Origin of the sequence: Leucobacter soli (assembly GCF_042659205.1) — a bacterium.
Taxonomy (GTDB): domain Bacteria; phylum Actinomycetota; class Actinomycetes; order Actinomycetales; family Microbacteriaceae; genus Leucobacter; species Leucobacter soli.
Genome location: NZ_JBHSRW010000035.1, coordinates 1 through 17005, shown reverse-complemented (window position 1 = coordinate 17005; position 17005 = coordinate 1). Strand labels below are relative to the sequence as shown.

General features: G+C 70.2%; 16 protein-coding genes and 1 pseudogene. 6 read left to right on the top strand and 11 right to left on the bottom strand.

The window, feature by feature from the left end:
- The 4 genes and pseudogenes from ACFPZL_RS04190 to ACFPZL_RS04175 form a co-directional block, all read right to left on the bottom strand.
- Positions 1-784 (bottom strand): ABC transporter ATP-binding protein (locus ACFPZL_RS04190; RefSeq protein WP_382334755.1); only part of this gene is annotated, 784 nt, incomplete at its 3' end.
- Between the two features lie 121 nt (positions 785-905).
- Positions 906-1370, bottom strand: a pseudogene (ispF, locus tag ACFPZL_RS04185) (2-C-methyl-D-erythritol 2,4-cyclodiphosphate synthase); the annotation flags it as partial.
- Between the two features lie 82 nt (positions 1371-1452).
- Positions 1453-2670 (bottom strand): 2-C-methyl-D-erythritol 4-phosphate cytidylyltransferase, encoded by a 1218-nt coding sequence (gene ispD, locus ACFPZL_RS04180; protein WP_218114331.1) that lies wholly within the window; start codon positions 2668-2670, stop codon positions 1453-1455.
- Positions 2671-2751: 81 nt separating this feature from the next.
- Positions 2752-3255, bottom strand: coding sequence for a CarD family transcriptional regulator (locus ACFPZL_RS04175; RefSeq protein WP_218114332.1), 504 nt, complete (start codon positions 3253-3255; stop codon positions 2752-2754).
- 190 nt (positions 3256-3445) lie between these two features.
- Here ACFPZL_RS04175 and ACFPZL_RS04170 point away from each other — a divergent pair, with 190 nt between their 5' ends.
- On the top strand, positions 3446-3979 hold the full coding sequence (locus ACFPZL_RS04170) for a DNA modification methylase (protein WP_218114333.1): 534 nt from the start codon (positions 3446-3448) through the stop codon (positions 3977-3979).
- A 63-nt stretch (positions 3980-4042) separates the two neighbouring features.
- Here ACFPZL_RS04170 and ACFPZL_RS04165 read toward each other — a convergent pair whose 3' ends face one another.
- Positions 4043-4738 (bottom strand): response regulator transcription factor, encoded by a 696-nt coding sequence (locus ACFPZL_RS04165; protein WP_218114334.1) that lies wholly within the window; start codon positions 4736-4738, stop codon positions 4043-4045.
- Complete coding sequence (locus tag ACFPZL_RS04160) at positions 4735-5991, bottom strand: sensor histidine kinase (protein WP_218114335.1); 1257 nt, start codon at positions 5989-5991, stop codon at positions 4735-4737. The genes ACFPZL_RS04165 and ACFPZL_RS04160 overlap by 4 nt, the downstream gene beginning before the upstream one ends.
- 183 nt (positions 5992-6174) lie before the next feature.
- Here ACFPZL_RS04160 and phoU point away from each other — a divergent pair, with 183 nt between their 5' ends.
- A complete protein-coding gene (gene phoU, locus ACFPZL_RS04155; protein WP_218114336.1) occupies positions 6175-6816 on the top strand; it encodes a phosphate signaling complex protein PhoU in 642 nt (213 codons plus the stop codon).
- 15 nt (positions 6817-6831) lie between these two features.
- On the opposite strand, the gene ACFPZL_RS04150 is transcribed toward phoU, so the two are convergent.
- Both ACFPZL_RS04150 and ACFPZL_RS04145 read right to left on the bottom strand, forming a co-directional pair.
- Positions 6832-8388 carry a 4-hydroxyphenylacetate 3-hydroxylase N-terminal domain-containing protein gene (locus tag ACFPZL_RS04150; protein WP_218114337.1) on the bottom strand — a complete coding sequence of 519 codons (1557 nt, stop codon included), beginning with the start codon at positions 8386-8388 and terminating at the stop codon, positions 6832-6834.
- 170 nt (positions 8389-8558) lie between these two features.
- Positions 8559-9131: a TetR/AcrR family transcriptional regulator gene (locus ACFPZL_RS04145; protein WP_218114338.1), complete on the bottom strand. Its 573-nt coding sequence runs from the start codon at positions 9129-9131 to the stop codon at positions 8559-8561.
- Between the two features lie 81 nt (positions 9132-9212).
- Here ACFPZL_RS04145 and cysS point away from each other — a divergent pair, with 81 nt between their 5' ends.
- Together cysS and rlmB are read left to right on the top strand one after the other, a co-directional pair.
- The gene (cysS, locus tag ACFPZL_RS04140; protein ID WP_218114339.1) at positions 9213-10655 is read left to right on the top strand and encodes a cysteine--tRNA ligase; all 1443 of its coding nucleotides are present in this window, start codon (positions 9213-9215) and stop codon (positions 10653-10655) included.
- Positions 10652-11647, top strand: coding sequence for a 23S rRNA (guanosine(2251)-2'-O)-methyltransferase RlmB (rlmB, locus tag ACFPZL_RS04135; protein ID WP_218114340.1), 996 nt, complete (start codon positions 10652-10654; stop codon positions 11645-11647). Before cysS ends, rlmB begins: the two co-directional genes overlap by 4 nt.
- Positions 11648-11698: 51 nt before the next feature.
- On the opposite strand, the gene ACFPZL_RS04130 is transcribed toward rlmB, so the two are convergent.
- Positions 11699-12181, bottom strand: coding sequence for an Rv3235 family protein (locus tag ACFPZL_RS04130; protein WP_218114341.1), 483 nt, complete (start codon positions 12179-12181; stop codon positions 11699-11701).
- Between the two features lie 244 nt (positions 12182-12425).
- On the opposite strand from ACFPZL_RS04130, the gene ACFPZL_RS04125 reads away from it, so the two are divergent.
- Positions 12426-13964 (top strand): sensor histidine kinase, encoded by a 1539-nt coding sequence (locus tag ACFPZL_RS04125; RefSeq protein WP_218114342.1) that lies wholly within the window; start codon positions 12426-12428, stop codon positions 13962-13964.
- 48 nt (positions 13965-14012) lie between these two features.
- Here the strand turns inward: ACFPZL_RS04125 and ACFPZL_RS04120 are convergent, their stop codons facing one another.
- Together ACFPZL_RS04120 and ACFPZL_RS04115 are read right to left on the bottom strand one after the other, a co-directional pair.
- Positions 14013-14390 carry a hypothetical protein gene (locus tag ACFPZL_RS04120; RefSeq protein ID WP_218114343.1) on the bottom strand — a complete coding sequence of 126 codons (378 nt, stop codon included), beginning with the start codon at positions 14388-14390 and terminating at the stop codon, positions 14013-14015.
- Positions 14387-16072, bottom strand: a complete 1686-nt coding sequence (locus tag ACFPZL_RS04115; protein WP_218114344.1) for a PspC domain-containing protein — start codon at positions 16070-16072, stop codon at positions 14387-14389. Before ACFPZL_RS04115 ends, ACFPZL_RS04120 begins: the two co-directional genes overlap by 4 nt.
- 113 nt (positions 16073-16185) lie before the next feature.
- Here ACFPZL_RS04115 and ACFPZL_RS04110 point away from each other — a divergent pair.
- On the top strand, positions 16186-17005 hold an 820-nt coding region (locus tag ACFPZL_RS04110), incomplete at its 3' end, for a PspC domain-containing protein (RefSeq protein ID WP_382334750.1).

The following is a 17005-nucleotide window of genomic DNA, read 5'->3' as shown; positions in this document are numbered from 1 at the left end:
CCTCCGCCCGTAGGCGCGCCACCAGCCCGGCGGGCTGCTCGGTACTCCGCCGGTGCCGCACGCCCGCGGCGTCGACCCAGCTCACCGTCGGCACGCGAGCGGCGGCTCCGCCGAGCTCTCCGGGCGGGCCCTCGGCGACGACGCGGCCGCCCGAGAGCACCCCCACGCGATCGGCGAGATGCGCGGCCTCGTCGAGGTAGTGCGTCGTGAGCAGGATCGCTGTGCCCTCGCCGGTCAAGCCCTCGAGCATGCTCCAGAACTGCCGCCTCGCCTCGGGGTCGAAGCCCGTGGTGGGCTCGTCGAGGAACAGCAGCTCGGGCCGTCCGACGATACCGAGTGCGACGTCGAGGCGGCGCTTCTGGCCTCCCGAGAGCTTGGTCGCGCGCTTGCCGGCGTGCTCGGTGAGGCCGACGAGGTCGAGCACCTCGTCGATGCCGCGCGGGTTCGGGTAGAGCCCGCCGAAGTGACCGATCAGCTCGCGCGCGCTGTAGGGCCCCAGCTCGCCCGTGGCCTGGGCGACGATGCCGATGCGCGCGCGCCAGGATCGCGGAGCAGAGAGCGGGTGCTCGCCGAGCACGCTCGTCTCGCCGCCGTCCGGCCGGCGGATGCCCTCGAGGATCTCGATCGCCGTGCTCTTGCCCGCGCCGTTCGGGCCGAGCAGCGCGTAGGTCTCGCCTGGGGCGATGTCGAGGTCGATGCCCCGCAGCACCTGCTGGTCGCCGTATCGCTTCGCGAGCCCGCGGACGCGCACCGCCGGCGCTTCTGCTGTCGTCGTGTTCGTCATGCTTCAAGCCTGACGCCTGCGGGCCGCGGGCGGCAGCGACCGGCGGAGGGATTATCGCATCCACCGATCGGTGGATGCGGTCTCCCCCGCCCAGCCGGGGTGGTCGACGAGCCTGCGCGGTTCAGCCGCGGGTGATCAGCGCGGTAGCGATGGCGGCGACGCCCTCCCCGCGGCCGGTGAGGCCGAGCCCGTCGCTCGTCGTCGCCCCGATGCTGACCGGCGCGCCGACGAGGTCGCTCAGGAACGTCTGGGCCTCGATCCGGCGCGGCGCGAACTACGGCCGAAGCGCGATGAGCTGCACCGACACATTGACCGGGCGCCAGCCGGACTCGGCCAGCCTCGCGAGCGCGAGGCGGACGAAGCCGGTGCTCGCGGCGCCCGCGGTCCCGGGAAGGTCCACGCCGACGAGCCCGCCGATGTCGCCGAACCCCGCAGCTGAGAGCAGCGCGTCGACGATGGCGTGGCAGACGGCATCGCCGTCGCTGTGGCCCGAGAGGCCGGGTTCGCCCGGCCATTCGAGGCCGGCGAGCCGCAGGGGAGCCGCAGGATCGTAGGCGTGCACGTCGACGCCGGTGCCGATGCGCAGGTCGAGAGGAGCCGGCTGCGGTTCGCGCGCAGGCTGCGGTTCGCCTGGAGACGCTGCTCCGGAGTTGCCGGGCGTCACGACGTCAGTCGAGCCCGCGGAGCAGCCGCTCGAACTCATCGAGCTCCTCCTCCGGCTCGTCGTGCTCGAGAGCCTCGGCGGTGGCGGAATCGGCCGGGCCGTCGAGAGGCATGGGAGGCACGTACTCGGGGGCCGGGGGCAGCAGGATCGCGACGGGCCGCGTCGGATCATCTGCCTCCGGGGCCGCGGCAGCAGCGCTATCTGCGTCTGTGCCGTCGGTATCCGTACCGTCGGCTTCCGCACCGTCGGAATCGATCCCGGGGACCGCCGACTCGACGTCGACGGAACCGGAAGAATCGGCGGAGGGGCTGTCCGTATCGGCGCTCCCGGCGTTGGCGCCTTCGGCTTCAGCGCTCTCCGCCTCGGCGCTCTCGTCGTCGACGGGTGCCGCGTCGGCCTCGAATCCGTCCCGATCGGTGGCGACGGAGGGCGCCGGCACCGCGTGCGCGTCGGGAGCGGGCGTCCGCGCTTCCGCCTCGTCGGCGAGGAGGAGCCCCTGCAGCATCAGCAGGTCGACCGGGGTGGTGACTTTATGCGCGCGGGCATCGCCCGGCACGGTGCGCACGGTGCCGCCGAAGCGCTGCACCACCTCGGCGTCGTCGGTGGGGGCGTCGTTCGAAGGGGCGACGGCCTCTTCTCGAGCCTGCGCGCTCTCGTGCGCGGCCGCGAGCACCTCGAACGGGAAGCCCTGCGGCGTCTGGACGGCGGCGAGGATGCGGCGATCCGCCGTCGAGCGCACCCGCCCGGCGATGTCGACGCGTTTGAGCGTGTCGACGACCGGCATCGCCGGGATGATGCCGTCGCCGGTGCGCTGCACTTCTTCGGCGACGCGCTCGAAGACCTCCGCCGGCGTCAGGGGACGCGCGGCATCGTGCACGAGCACCGTCTCGATCCCGTCGCGGAGCGCGTCGAGCCCGTTGCGCACCGACTCGTGCCGTTCCCGGCCCCCGTTCACGACCGAGATCTGCCAGCTGCGCTCAGCGGGGAGCGCGGCGTCCGCGATCTCGAGGGCCTCCGCGGCCCGCCCCTCGGGGACGACCAGCACGAGCTGGCCGGGTCGGTCGAGCGACACGACGGTGCCGACCGCGTGCTCCAGCAGCGTTCGGCCGCCCAGTTCGACGAAGGCCTTGGGGCGGTCGGCGCCGAGGCGCTCGCCGCGCCCGGCGGCGACGATGACCACGCCCAGCGCGGCCAGGTGGTGGGGCGAGACGGGTGTGTTCATCGATCCCTGTTCATCGAGGCCGGTGCTGCGGTGCGGTGCGGCCAGGCGAGCGGGCGCACCACGGGAAACGTGTCGGAAGGGTCAGGCGGCCGTCTCGAGCGCCAGCACCTTGTCGACCATGGCCGAGGCCTGCTCTTCGTCGGTGTTCTCGGCGAGCGCCATCTCGGAGATGAGGATCTGCCGGGCCTTGGCGAGCATGCCGCGCTCGCCCTGCGAAAGCGATCCCGTGTCCTGCATGCGGCGCGACAGGTCGCGGACGACCTCGCTGATCTTGAGGATGTCGCTCGACGTGAGCTTCTCACCGTTCGCCTTGAACCGGCGCGACCAGTTCGACGGCTCCTCGGTGAAGGGGGTGCGCAGCACCTCGAAGACCTTCTCCAGGCCCTCCTTGTCGATCACATCGCGCACGCCGATCAGGTCGCAATTGTCGATCGGCACCACGATCGTCAGGTCACCGGGGCCGACCAGGGCCTGCAGTTTGACGCACATCTTCTCTTCGCCGCCGAACTTGCGGTTCCTGATCTCGATGATCTTGGCTGCGCCGTGATGGGGGTAGATGACGGTCTCTCCGACCTCGAACTGCATCGAGTTAGCTCCTTGTGTGGCTCATATCAGGCGAACCTCTATAATACCACACCACGCGCCGTCGATCGAGGAAGACCGATGCTCCGTCGGTCGTCGTCCGGGCCGGTCATCCTGAGGGTCATAGTATGCTGAGAGTCGGCAAGCGCTGCTTCGGCGCTTGAACGCGCCCGCATCGCACGGAGGACACATCTTGAAGACTCGTCTCGTCTCGTCACTGGCTCTCGCGGCGGCCATCGCACTCGGTGCCACCGGCTGCGGCCTGACCGCCCCGATGGCGACACTCGACCCCTACGCGCCGAGCGATGGTATCGACCTGACGGTGGCCGGCGTCGACGTGCGCAACCTCATGCTCATCGCCGCCGAGGACGGGGAGCACTTCAACGTCGTGTTCACCGCGGTCAACACGACCGACTCCGCCGAGCAGCTCCGGATCAACTTCGAGGGCGCGAGCGCCCCGGCCGACTTCGTCGTGGAGACCGGATCCACGCTCTTCGGCGACCCCGAGGGCGAGCAGGAGCTCGTGCTCGTCTCGATCCCCGGCCTCAAGGTCGGCGCGGCCGCCCCGGCGTACCTGCAGGTCGCCGGCGGCCAGGACGTGCAGCGCCAGGTGCCCGTGCTCGACGGCACGCTGGTCGAGTACCAGCGCTTCGTGGTGCCGGGGCCCGTCGTCGACCCGATCCCCGCGGACGACGCGGAGGTCGAGGACGAGGCGACCGAGTCCTGAGCGACCGAGCACCGATGGATCGAGGGCCCTGCGGATCTCCGCGGGGCCCTCGGCCGTCCCCGGCTATCCGAAGCGGTAGCCGACGCCCCGGACGGTCGTCACGAGCCGAGGCTCCTTGGGGTCCTCCTCGATGCGCGAGCGGATCCGCTTGATGTGCACGTCGAGGGTCTTGGTGTCTCCGAAGTAGTCGCTGCCCCACACCCGATCGATCAGCTGCCCGCGGGTGAGCACCCGCCCGGAGTGGCGCATGAGCATCTCGAGCAGTTCGAACTCGCGCAGGGGCATGGCGACCTCCGCGCCGCGCACGGTGACCGCGTGCCGTTCGGTGTCGAGTCGCACCCCCTGCTCGTCGAGCACGCCGTCGAGGTACTCCGGCTCTTCGGTCTCGTCCGGCCCCTCGGTGCGGCGCAGCGCGGCCCGGACGCGGGCGAGCAGCTCCCTGGTCGAGTAGGGCTTGGTGATGTAGTCGTCGGCGCCGAGTTCGAGGCCGACGACGATGTCGATCTCGCTGTCCTTCGCGGTGAGCATGATGATCGGCACGCGCGACTGCGCCCGGATGGAGCGGCAGACCTCGGTTCCGGGCAGGCCGGGGAGCATGAGGTCGAGCAGCACGAGATCGGCGTCCGAATCGGGGAACACCCGCACCGCTTCGACCCCGTCGGCGACGATGCGCACCCGGTAGCCTTCGCGCTCCAGCAGGAACGCGAGCGGTTCCGAGATGGACGACTCGTCCTCGACGAGCAGGATGTTCTGGCTCACTGAGCGGCTCCTTCTGACTGATCGGCGGGCGCGGTCCGGCGCCGGGCCTTCGCCGGCTTCTTTCCTGCGGAGGCGCGCTTATTCTTTTTGCGCTTGCGGCCCGACTGCCCGTCCTCGAGCAGCGGGAACGAGAGGGTGAACGTCGAGCCGACGCCCTCCTGCGACCACACCTCGATGTCGCCGCCGTGCGCGCGCATGGTGTGGCGTGCGATCGAGAGGCCGAGGCCGGTGCCGCCGCCCTCGCGGCTACGGGCGGCGTCGACGCGGTAGAAGCGTTCGAAGATGCGGGGCAGGTGCTCTGGGGCGATGCCCTCGCCCTGGTCCGTGACGGTGATGATGCAGTCCTGCTTGGTGAGCCGGCTGCCGATCTCGATCCCGATGCCGACGCGTCCGCCATCGGGGGAGTGCCGGATGGCGTTGCTCAGCAGGTTCGCGACGACGGCGCCGATCGCGGACGGGCGACCGGAGACCGTCGCGTCGCCCAGCTCGCCGTTGTCCGTTGCAGCGCTCTCGGTCAGCACCAGCTCCACTCCGTACTGCGCGGCGAAGTCCTGGTGCGCCTCGACCTCGGAGCGGAGGACCGCGCGCAGCGAGACGGACTCGCGGTCCTCGGGCTGCAGGGAGCTCTGCGCCTCCGAGAGCTGGATGATGTCGCGGGAGAGGTCGCCGAGACGGCGCGATTCCTTCTTGAGCTTCTTGGCGAAGCCGCGGACGATCTCGGGCTCGTCGGCCGCCTCGAGCACGGCCTCGCTCAGCAGCCCGATGGCGGCGATCGGGGTCTTGAGCTCGTGACTCACGTTGGCGATGAAATCGCGTCGCATGGCGTTCACGCGCTGTTCCTCGCCGAGATCCTCCGCGAAGACGGCGAGGAACCGGCGCTGCACGCGTACGATCCGTACTCGCACGGTGTCCGCGGGGTTGTCGAGCGATGGCTCGCGGATATCGGTGACGCCGCTCGACATGACGCGGCGCGCGCGACGCAGGAAGTCGGGGTCCCGCAGCTCCTCGCCGCTCACGCGCGCGTCGTCTCGCGCGGCCGCGTTGGCGTAGACGGGGGAGAGCGACGCGTCGAGGATCACGGCGAAGCTGTCGAGCGAACCGAGCAGTTCGACGGCGACCTCGGGCAGTTCGGGTCGCATCGCATCGGCACGTCGGCGGCCCGCCGTACGGGCGCCGAACACGGCCCAGGTGATGAGGGCGCCGGCAAGGAGGCCCAGGCCCACCGAGACGAGCACGAGCGAGGTCGGGGTCATGCCTCCTATCGTAGGGTGGGCCTACGAACGGCCGAGCCGAGTTCAACTGCTGTTCACCTCGGAGCGAGGCATTGTTCACGGGACTGATAGAGACTGATACGCGGAAGCGATCGGGCGCAGGACGGCTCGTCGCGGGATCGCCTGCCGCGATCCGCAACATGAACGAAAGGGAACCGAAGCCGCATGCGTGAGGTGTTTCAGCAGGAGCTGCGCGAGGTGCAGGATCGTCTGGTGCAGATCGCCGAGCTCGTCGAGGGCGCGATCCAGGGGGCCACTCGGGCCTTCGGAACGAGCGATGTCGCACTCGCCGAGCAGGTCATCGACGGTGCGGACGAGGTGGATCAGCTCGCGAGCGAGCTCGACGAGCTCACGATCGACATCCTCGCCAGGCAGCAGCCGGTGGCCAGCGACCTGCGTCTGATGGTCGGTGCGCTCCGCATGAGCGCGTCGCTCGAGCGGATGGCGGATCTCGCCCAGCACATCGCGCAGTTGGCGCGCTACCGCTACCCGGAGAGCGCGATCCCGCAGGGGCTCCGCAAGACCTTCGTCAAGATGGGCGACATCGATATCGCGATGTCGGCGAAGCTGGTCGAGCTGCTGCGCGCGCAGGAGCCCCGGATCATCGACGAGATCCGGGACCTCGACGATGCGCTCGACGAACTGCACGCGAAGGTGTTCGAGAAGGTGCTCAGCGACAAGATCAGCGCGGATGCGACCGGCGTGGTCGACGCGACGCTCGCGAGCCGGTATCACGAGCGCTTCGGCGACCACGCGGTCAACATCACGAAGCAGATGAACTTCTTCCTGAGCGGTGCGATGGAATAGCCGGCTCCGTCCCGCTCAGCGGTTCGCGCGCGGGATCGCGCTGAACGCCCCCGGGTTGTGCAGCGCGGGATCGGTGAACCCGTCGAGGTCGTACGAGGCCATGAACTCCTCGGCGTATGCGCGGGAGGCGGCCAGCCCGCCATCGGCCTGGTGCAGGCCCAGAATGTCGAGGTACGTCTTCTCGGGCTGGCCCCAGTAGTTCAGCTCGTAGAGTTCGTGGCGCGCGCCGAACTCGCTGCCGGTGGCATCCCAGAGCGCCTTCATGACCTTGGATCGGTCGAGCGCCGTGAGGCCGTTCGATCCGCGCAGGAACCGGTCGAGATCCTTGCGGATCTCCGGCACCTGGAAGTCGCTCGAATGCGAGTTCAGGTAGATGAGACCCGAGGCGATGATCGTCTCGATGATCTGCCGCATGCGACTGTAGTAGCCGGGCGCGGCCGCCGCGTAGCTCAGCGCGTAGCGCGTGTTGGGCAGCAGGCTCCCACCGAAGCCCTCGGTGGCGCCTTCGATCATGCCGTCCCGCATGCCGGATACCAGATCCTTGAATGCCAGGAGTTCGCCGAGCTGCGCCTGCACGCCGCGGAAGCCGCCGGCGCCGGTGACGTCGAGCGCCTTCGAGACCAGCCCGATGATGAAGTCGAGCTTCGCCTCGAGCCTGGTCGAAGCCTGGAAGGCGGCGCGAGGCCCCCAGCTGTAGTCGCCCGCGTTGAACTCGAACACGGTCTCGGGGTCGTAGGCGAGCACGTTCTCCCAGGGGATGAGGGCGCGGTCGAAGACGAGGATCGCGTCGTTCTCGTCGAAGCGGCTCGAGAGCGGGTAGTCGAACGGGCTCGAGCCGGCTGCTGCGGCGAACTCGTACGAGTGCCGCGAGTACAGCTTGACCCCCGGCGCGTGCAGCGGCGCCATGAAGATGAGGGCGAACTCCTTCGAGGCCTTCGGGCCGATGTGCGAGACGTAGGTGTACTGGGTGAGGGCTGCGCCCGTCGCGACCACCTTCGCGCCGCTGACGATCAGGCCCGAGTCCGTCTCTTCATCGACGTGGACGAAGACGTCCTTGGCGTCCTCCATCCCGCGGGCGCGGTCCACCGGCGGGTGGACGATCGCGTGGCCGACGTGCAGCAGCTCCTCCTGCACCCGCCGGTACCAGTACCTGGCGTTCGGAGCGTACTCGCCGAAGAAATCGGGGTCGGCGCCGAGCATGGTGATGAGCGACGCCTTGTAGTCGGGGGTGCGGCCCATCCAGCCGTAGGACTGCCGCTGCCAGTGCTGGATCGCGACCTTGCTCGCGACGAGGTCGTCACGCGTGCGGGGCACCTTGAAGAACGCGTGCGTGTGCCCTCCGTTCCCGGTGTCGGTGGGCGAGGCGGCCGGGTCGTCCGGATCCTGGATCGAGTCGAAGAGGCGCGAGATCGACGCCGCGGAGTTCCGGTACGCGGGATGCTTCGTGATGTCGGCGATGCGCTCGCCGTAGATGTAGATCTCGCGATTGTCCTGCAGGCTGGCGAGGTACTCCGCGCCGGTCTGGGGGCGATTCGATGCGCCGGAGGCGATCGGGGTGTCGGTGTGCGCCATGCGGACTCCTTCGTCGGGACGATGCGTCGCGGGTCGGGTGCGCGCATCACGAGTATTTCTCGTTAAGAACGCTAGTACATAACGACGCATATGGCGAGCGCGCCGACAAATCCCAGCTCAAAGCTTATTTACTGCAGATAGTAGGAGTGAAAGAAGTAGAACAGACGTTCTTATCGTGTTGAGTCTGCGGCGAGAATGCGGCGGATCTCGGGCTCGATGTCGGCTGCGAAGACCATGGTGTCGAAGACGGCCGCCTGCATGCAGGCGCCGTCGAAGAGATACCCGAGCGTGCTGGCCGTGAGCGGGTCGGTGTGGTGGGCGAGGAGGTCGACGAAGTCGGTCGACCACTGCCGGCTCTCATCGCGCAGGGCGGCGTCGCGCAGGGCGAGCAGGTACAGCTCGTGCTCCATCACCAGCTGCCGGTGCTGGCGAACGGTCAGCTCCTCGACCAGCCGGGCGACGCCGGAGGCCAGCCCGTGCTCGGCGACCGCCTCGGCCAGGAACGACGTCGAGTGGTCGCGGCTCCGCTCGCGCGCTGCGCGCACCACGGCGTGCAGGAGCCCCGCCTTGCCGGAGAAGTGGTAGGTGATCGATCCGAGCGGCACATCGGCCATCCGGGCGACCGCGCGAAACGTCAGGCCGTCGACGCCCGATTCGTCGACGACGCGGAGCGCAGCGGCGATGATCCGATCGCTGCGATCGGGGTCGTATCTGCGCGTACCGGCGGTTCGGGGGCTGGCCATGGGCGTCAAGTCTAGAAGGTCGGCAGCGGGCGGGCCGTCATCGAACGATGCGTTGTCGGCCGGGCCGTCTAGGCTAGATGCGTGAAGCAGCGGATCTACGACACCCGGCAGCAGGACGTAGTCGACTTCGAACCCCGGATCGCGGGCGAGGTCGGCCTCTACATCTGCGGACCGACCGTGCAGTCCGCGCCCCACATCGGGCATCTGCGCAGCGCGCTCGTCTACGACCAGATCCGACGCTGGTTCGAAGCGTCGGGCCATCGAGTGACGATGATCCGCAACGTGACGGACATCGACGACAAGATCCTCGACAATGCGCGCCTGGCGAAGGAAGCGGGCGGGAGCGAGCCCTGGTGGGCCCTCGCCTATCGGGTCGAGCGCGAGTTCACCGCCGCGTACGACGCGCTCGGCATCCAGGCCCCCACGTACGAGCCGCGGGCGACCGCGAACATCGCCGAGATGGTCGCGCTGATCGAGCGTCTGATCGAGCGCGGGCACGCCTACCGCGCGCAGGACGGATCGGCGAGCGTCTACTTCGACACCGCGAGCTGGCCGGAGTACGGCGCCCTCACGCGGCAGCGCCGCGAGCAGATGGAGGATGCGGCCGACAGCGAGCCCGTCGGCAAGCGCGACCCGCGCGACTTCGCGTTGTGGAAGGCGCACCGCGCGCACGAGCCCGAGTCGGCGTCCTGGCCCTCGCCCTGGGGGCGCGGACGGCCCGGCTGGCACATCGAGTGCTCGGCCATGGCGACGCGCTATCTGGGCGCGGAGTTCGATATTCACGGTGGCGGCCTCGACCTGCGCTTCCCCCACCACGAGAACGAGCTGGCGCAGTCGGGTGCAGCCGGCGACGGCTTCGCCCGCCACTGGCTGCACAACGGCCTGGTGAACACTGGCGGGCAGAAGATGTCGAAGTCGCTCGGCAACTCGCTGTTCGCGAAGGATCTGCTCGCGCAGGCTCGACCGATCGTCCTGCGCTACTTCCTGGGCTCTGCTCACTACCGCTCGGTCCTCGAATTCTCGGAGGGCTCGCTCGCCGAAGCCGCAGCCGCCTTCGGGCGCATCGAGGGCTTCCTCGATCGTGCGGCGGGATCCGGCGTTCCGGTGGTGGAGCACGGGATCTCCGAATCGACGGCCGCCGAACTGCCGCCGGCCTTCGCCGAAGCGATGCTGGACGACTTCGGGGTGCCCCAGGCGATCGCCGCGCTCCACGACGCGGTGCGCGCAGGCAACACGGCGATCGACGCCGGGGATGCGGCGGCGGCCGCCGCCCGGGCCGGGGAGGTTGTCGCGATGCTCGGTGTCCTCGGCCTGGATCCGCGAGATCCGGTATGGGATGGGAGTGCCGGCTCCGGCGCCTCGGAAACCGCGCTCGATGCGCTGGTCTCGGCGCTCATCGCCGAGCGGCGCGAGGCCCGGGCGAACAAGGATTTCGCGACGAGCGACGCGATCCGCGACCGCCTGCAGGCGGCCGGTATCGCATTGGAAGATGACCAGCACGAGACACGTTGGAGCGTGGCATGAGCAACAAGAAGGCCTCCCGCCCCGGTGCGGTGCGGAAGAAGAGCCGGGGCAAGGCCGTCGGTTCGGGCGGGCAAGGGCGCCAGGCCCTCGAGGGGCGCGGCCCCACGCCGAAGGCCGAGGACCGGCCCTACCACCCGGCCGGCAAGGCGAAGGCTTCGCGGGAACGTCTCGAAGCCGCCCGGAGCCGCCACGGCAAGCCGGCCGAGCGCGCCCAGCGGGCGCCGCGGAAGAAGAGCGACGATGCCGAACTCGTCACCGGCCGTAACGCCGTGCTCGAGGCGCTGCGCACCCGCGTGCCGGCTACGGCGCTCTACATCGCGGCGAGGATCGAGATGGACGATCGGACACGGGAGATCCTGGGCATCGCGACCGGCCGGGGGATCCCGGTGCTCGAGGTCATGCGTCAGGAGCTCGACCGGATGACGGTACGAGACACGGTGCACCAGGGCGTCGTGCTGAAGGTCCCGCCCTACGAGTACGCGCATCCGATGGACCTGCTCGAGGACGTGGAGCGTCGCGGTGGGACTCCGTTGCTCGTGGCCCTCGACGGGGTGACCGACCCGCGGAACCTCGGGGCGATCATCCGCTCGGTCGCCGCCTTCGGCGGCCAGGGCGTGATCGTGCCGCAGCGACGCTCGGTCGGCGTGAACGCGGCCGCGTGGAAGACCTCGGCCGGCGCCGCGGCCCGAGTACCGGTCGCGATGGCCCCCAATCTGACGCAGACGATCAAGGCGCTGAAGGATCGCGGCGTCTTCGTGGTCGGTCTCGACGGCGACGGCGACGTGTCGCTGCCGGGCCTCGAGCTCGCCGATCGCCCGCTCCTGCTCGTCATCGGCAGCGAGGGGAAGGGCCTCTCGAGACTCGTCACCGAGAACTGCGATGCCGTCGTGTCGATCCCGATCTCAGCGGCGACCGAATCGTTGAACGCCGGTATCGCGGCCAGCGTGACCCTCTACGAGGTCGCGAAGCTCCGCGCTGCTCGCGCCGAGTAGCGGCCGTGCGGGTCGGAGACCCGCACGATGGGGTTCGCGCCGGGTGCGGGGTCACAGGAGGAAGAACTCGGTGGCGCGCCAGTGCTGATGCGCCCACTCGAGCCGGAGCGCGACCGCTCTGGCGACGTCCCCGACCCGCAGCACGATGGCCGCCTCGGCGATGTGCGCGACGGGACGATCGATCCGCACGGTCGTCGGCCGCGGTCGGGCCCGGCGAGCGTCGCGGCACACGACGCGTCGATCTCCGGCGCCGGCGCGCTGCGCGCTGAGGCTCCGGGCGAGCCCCACCGTGATCAGCGGGCCGAGCTGCGCCAGGGTTCGGGAGCCCTCGATGACCTCGAATCCCTGAACCGCGAGGGCGCGCACGAACCCGGGTTCGGGAGAGGGGATGCGCTCGCCCCCCGCGATCCTCGCTTCGGCGAGGGGAGGGACCGGGACCAGAACCGGCCGGGCCGAGTCCTGCCGTTCGGGCGCGGCGGTGGAGCCGCCAGGGCTGTGCTCGAGGTCGATTCTGCGGCGGGATGCTCCGGGCATGGCTGGTTCCTCTCGGTATCGTGTCGAACCCCCCGGCTCAGCATTTCCCGTGCAGTGACTTCATCGACATCATTGTTGATATTCACAGAATGCATCTAGAAGACTCACACTAGGAAACTCGTCCTCCGGGCTGTCAATGGGTGAAATCGCCCTGTACTCTAACGCACAGACGATCGCGTGCTGATCGAGTACGGCCGTCCGTACGCGGGCACGGTTCCTGGGCGCGGGCGGCTAAGCTGACTCTGTGTCCACCCTCCGCAATCTCGCCGCGAAACACACCAGCCTGAGCGACGAGCAGATCGAATGGCTCGAACTGCTCATGAGCGATTGGGCGCTGCTCGCAGATCTCGCCCTCGGCGATGTGGTCATCTGGGCGCCCACCGACGACGGGAACTACGTGGCGTTGGGCCACAGCCGCCCGGCAGGATCCGCGACGCTCTTCTACCGCGACGTGATCGGCGACTTCCTGCGCCCGGACTGGCGCGAGGTGGTCGATGAAGCGATGCTCACCGGCGGTCCCGTCGACTCCACGGCCCCCGTCTGGTACGAGGAAGCGGCGATGCGACTGACCGCGTACGCGGTGAGCCGCCGCGACGACACCGGCCACAACGTCGAGACCGCGCGCAACACGGACACGGGAGTGATCTTCACCGGCCTGCCGACCCGGCCGTTCGCCGTGCTCACCGTGCACACCGGTGCGGTCGACCAGCAGGGAGCGTCCCGCATGGGGCTCGCCTTCCGCGAAGTCGCGGCCGACCTCTTCGAGATGATCCAGCAGGGCCTCTTCCCCTCCCCGGGGGCCACCCGCGGCCGCGAGCGGGGCAACCCGAGGGCTTCCGACGGCCTGGTGCGCGTGAACCTCGAGGGAGTGGTGACCTTCGCCAGCCCGAACACGCAGACCACGTTCACCATGCTCGGCTACCGGGACGAGCTCGAGGGGGAGAGCTTCCACGAGGTCATCGGCGACCTCGTGAAGGGCCAGTTCGACACCAACGAGTCGCTTCCGCTCATCGCCCAGGGCCGAGTGGCGCGCCGCGCGGACATCGAGGCGAACGGCCGCACCGTCACGCTGCGCGCGATCCCGGTGATCCGCGACGAGGAGCGGATCGGGGGCATCGTGCTGACCCGCGACGTGTCCGAGCTGCGGCAGCAGGAGCAGGAGCTCATCACCAAGGACGCGACGATTCGCGAGATCCACCATCGCGTCAAGAACAACCTCCAGACCGTGGCTTCGCTGCTGCGCGTGCAGGCGCGCCGGGCGCGGAGCGAGGAGGCGAAGGAGGTTCTGGGCCAGGCGATGCGCCGCGTCGCCGCGATCGCCGTGGTGCACGACACGCTCTCGACCGGGCTGTCGCAGATCGTCGACTTCGACGTGGTGTTCGACCGGGTGCTCGGCCTGGCCGCCGAGGTGGCCAGCCTCCACAACACGACCGTGCACCCGCGCAAGGAGGGGGTGTTCGGTGAACTGCCCTCCGAGTACGCGACGCCGCTCGCGCTCGCGCTCACCGAGATCGTCACCAATGCCGTCGAGCACGGGCTCGCGGGCCGGGAGGGCGAGGTCTTCATCGCGGCGGATCGCGGTGACGAGCGGCTCGCCGTCGAGGTCGTGGACACCGGCACGGGGCTCCCCGGCGGAGCGGTGGGAGACGGACTGGGGACGCAGATCGTGCGGACCCTGATCGAGGGCGAACTCGGCGGGTCGATCACCTGGGGGCTGGACGAACGCGGCGGCACCCGGGTGATGATCGAGGTGCCGCTGCGCTGGATCCAGCCCTCCGAATAGCGCAGGGGCGGGGCGCCTACGGGGTCGGCTCCGCAGGGAGCACCGACCTCAGCGCCGGTCCCGGGCGTTCCGGACGAGCACGGCGACGCTCACTCCGAGCAGCAGCAACCCGAGGGCGATGAGGCAGACGATCACGACGGTCGTCGAGTCCACGCTCCCAGGGGCGACGAGCTGCATCGCGGAGTAGAAGCAGACGGCGAGCACGATCGCACCCCAGACGATGGGGCCGGTTCGCGGCCAGGGGCGGCGGTCCGGGGCCGGTTCGGCGCCGTCGGCCGTCGGGCCGGTGCGCACCGCATCGTTCATCGCTTCGGCGTTCAACGGCGCGGTGTATGTCGGGTCGGTGGCCGTCGGCTCGGTGCTCATCGGCTCGGTGTTCGTCTGCTTGGTGCTCATCGGCTCGGTGTTCGTCGGCTCGGTACTCATCGCGCGTTCTCCAGTTCCTCGATCTGCTCCCGCAGGCGCTCGATCTGCTCCGTGCGCTCCTGCTGCTGCTCCTGCTCCTCGATGTCCGGCGGCGACGAGCCGACTCGCCCGCCCTCCACGTAGACGTTGCCGGCGAGGAGGCGCACGTGCACCCGGGTCACCGCGGAATCGTCCAGCCCGGAGGCGTCGGATCCGATCACTCGGGAGACGAAGATGCCGCCCTGGCGCCGCTCGTCGTCGTCGAGGCGCTCGTCTCGGACGTTCCCCGCGGCCAGGGCGACCCGGACCCGCGTCGGGGCCGTCTCCGGCAGGCGCACGGTGACGTTGCCGGCGAGCACCCACACCTCGATGTCTCGCGGGGTCGCGGTCGCGGTGAGGTCGCTCAGGTCGACGGTCGAGTTGCCCGCCACCATGACGAGCCCGCTGTCGACACCGGTGTCGCTCGGCCGCTCGGTGAAGGTGCCGAATGGGACGAACTGCGTGTTCTCGGGCATCACCGTGCTGAACGGTGCGAGGAGCAGGGCGACGACTCCGGCGAAGGACAGGAACCCGATCCAGCCGGTCGTGCGGCCTCGGATGCCCGCGACGATCAGCGAGATGCCGAGCACGGCAACTGCTGCGATGAGGCCGGCCATGAGGGCCGTCTCCCCGCTGACCGCGAGCGTCAGCCCCCAGGCGGCGACCGCGCCCGCTGCGAGCAGTGCGCAGGCCAGCGTGATCACGACGTGCGCCGCGCCGATGCCGTTCTTCCGGGCGTACTCCTCGGCCTTCCGCTCCCACTCCCGTGAGCGCTCCTCGAAGTCGTGGCCCCAGCGCTCGGCCTTCTGCTCGAACCCGGTCGCCCAGTCCTCGACCTTCCGGCCGCTGCGCTCTCCCCAGCCCTCCGGACTCGAGGGACCGGTCGGCCGGCTCGCCGGCTCCGCAGGCCCGGACGTCCCGGCCGCGAACGCTGCGGATCCCATGGGCGCGGCAGGTCCGGTCGACGCGCCGGGTCCTGCGTACCCCGCGGGGCCGGCGGTGCTCGGCATCCCCGGACCTCTTGGCCCGGTGTAAGCGCTCCCTCCGCCCGTCGGGCGGCCCCCCGCACGGTGGGAGCGGGTGCTCGCCCACACGATGAACCAGATGACCAGCCCGGGTACGATGACCGCCCACCAGAGCACGGTGAAGGTGACTTGCAACCACTCGGGGCCGACGTTCCAGACGTCCCAGGCCCACGGCATCGTGAAGAGCCCGGGAAGGAGGCCGAAGAGCACTGGGATGAAGACGAAGACGCCGAGGATCACCGATGCCACGATCACCCCGGCCGATGCTCGCCCCCGGAAGAGGTCTTCGACGTGGATCCTGCCGCTGTCGTCGGGAAGCAGCAGCCACCCGGCGAGATAGAGCAGGATGCCGGGTCCGCCGAGGACCGCGAGAACCACGAAGATGCCGCGCACGATCAGCGGATCGATCCCGGCCTTGGCCGCGATGCCGCCGGCGACGCCGGCGAACCAACGATCTCGGCCGCGGACGATGCCGAGGCCGCGCACCCAGGCGAAGAAGCGCTCGGAGGTGCGCGGGGCCTGTTCGGCGCCGGGCGCCGCACCGGTGGCTGGCCCGCCTGCCGCCGGTCCTCCTCGGGCGTGTTCCTCGGATCGCCGGCTGTCCGGCATGCCGTCATCGGGTGGAGTCGTATCGTTCATGATTCGAGTTTCGCCGCAACCGGAGGCCCCGGCCATCGGGGATCGCCCTGAGCGGACCCTGATCCTCGCCCCTGAGCCGCGCGGATGTCGGCGGCGGGTGCTTGGATGGAGGCATGACCACCACCACCCCGCTCGTGCGCAGCCGCGAGGATCGGCTGCTCGGCGGCGTGTGCGCCGGGCTGGCGATGCATCTCGGCCTCCCGGTCGTCTGGGTGCGCGGGGGAATGCTCGTGTTCGCCCTCTTCGGCGGAGCCGGTGCGATCTTCTACGTGTGGCTGTGGGTGACGGTGCCGCGGGATACCGGGGATCTGGTGCCGCCCATGCGACGCGCGCTGACCCGGCCCGGCCCTCCCGCGGCTGCGGCCTCGGGGGCCGACTCCGCGTCGGTGCCGGCGGCGCCGTTCGTGTCGGGAGGGGGTCCGATCGCGTCGGGATCCGCGTCGATGAGCGCGGTTCCTGCGAGTGCCGTCGCAGCGGCTCCCGCTGTGCGCAATGACGATCTCGCAGCAGAAGGCGCCGCGAGCCCGAGCGCCGTCCCGGTCGCGGGTCCCGTCCCGGGTTCGAGCCCCGCCTCGCATCCTTCGTCGCCGAGTGGTGCCCTCCCGGATGACGCCGGAGCCCGATCGCGTCAGAGGTGGCCGGTCGCGGAGCTGCTGCTCGGTGGCGCGCTGCTCATCGCAGGCATCGGTCTCGTGCTCGCGCAGATCGGGATCGGGGTCGATCTCGGCCTGGTCCTGCCCGGCATGGTCGTGCTGGTCGGCGTCGGGCTCGCCTGGTGGCAGATCGCCGACCGGGATCGCCCGGAGCGGCATCAGCTCCCGCGCGTGCTCGGTGCGCTCGGGCTCGTCGCCGTCGGTGTGCTGACCTTCTTCGTCACCGCGCGCCAGCCCAGCGCACTCACGGTGATCGCGGCCGCGCTCGCCGTGCTCGCCG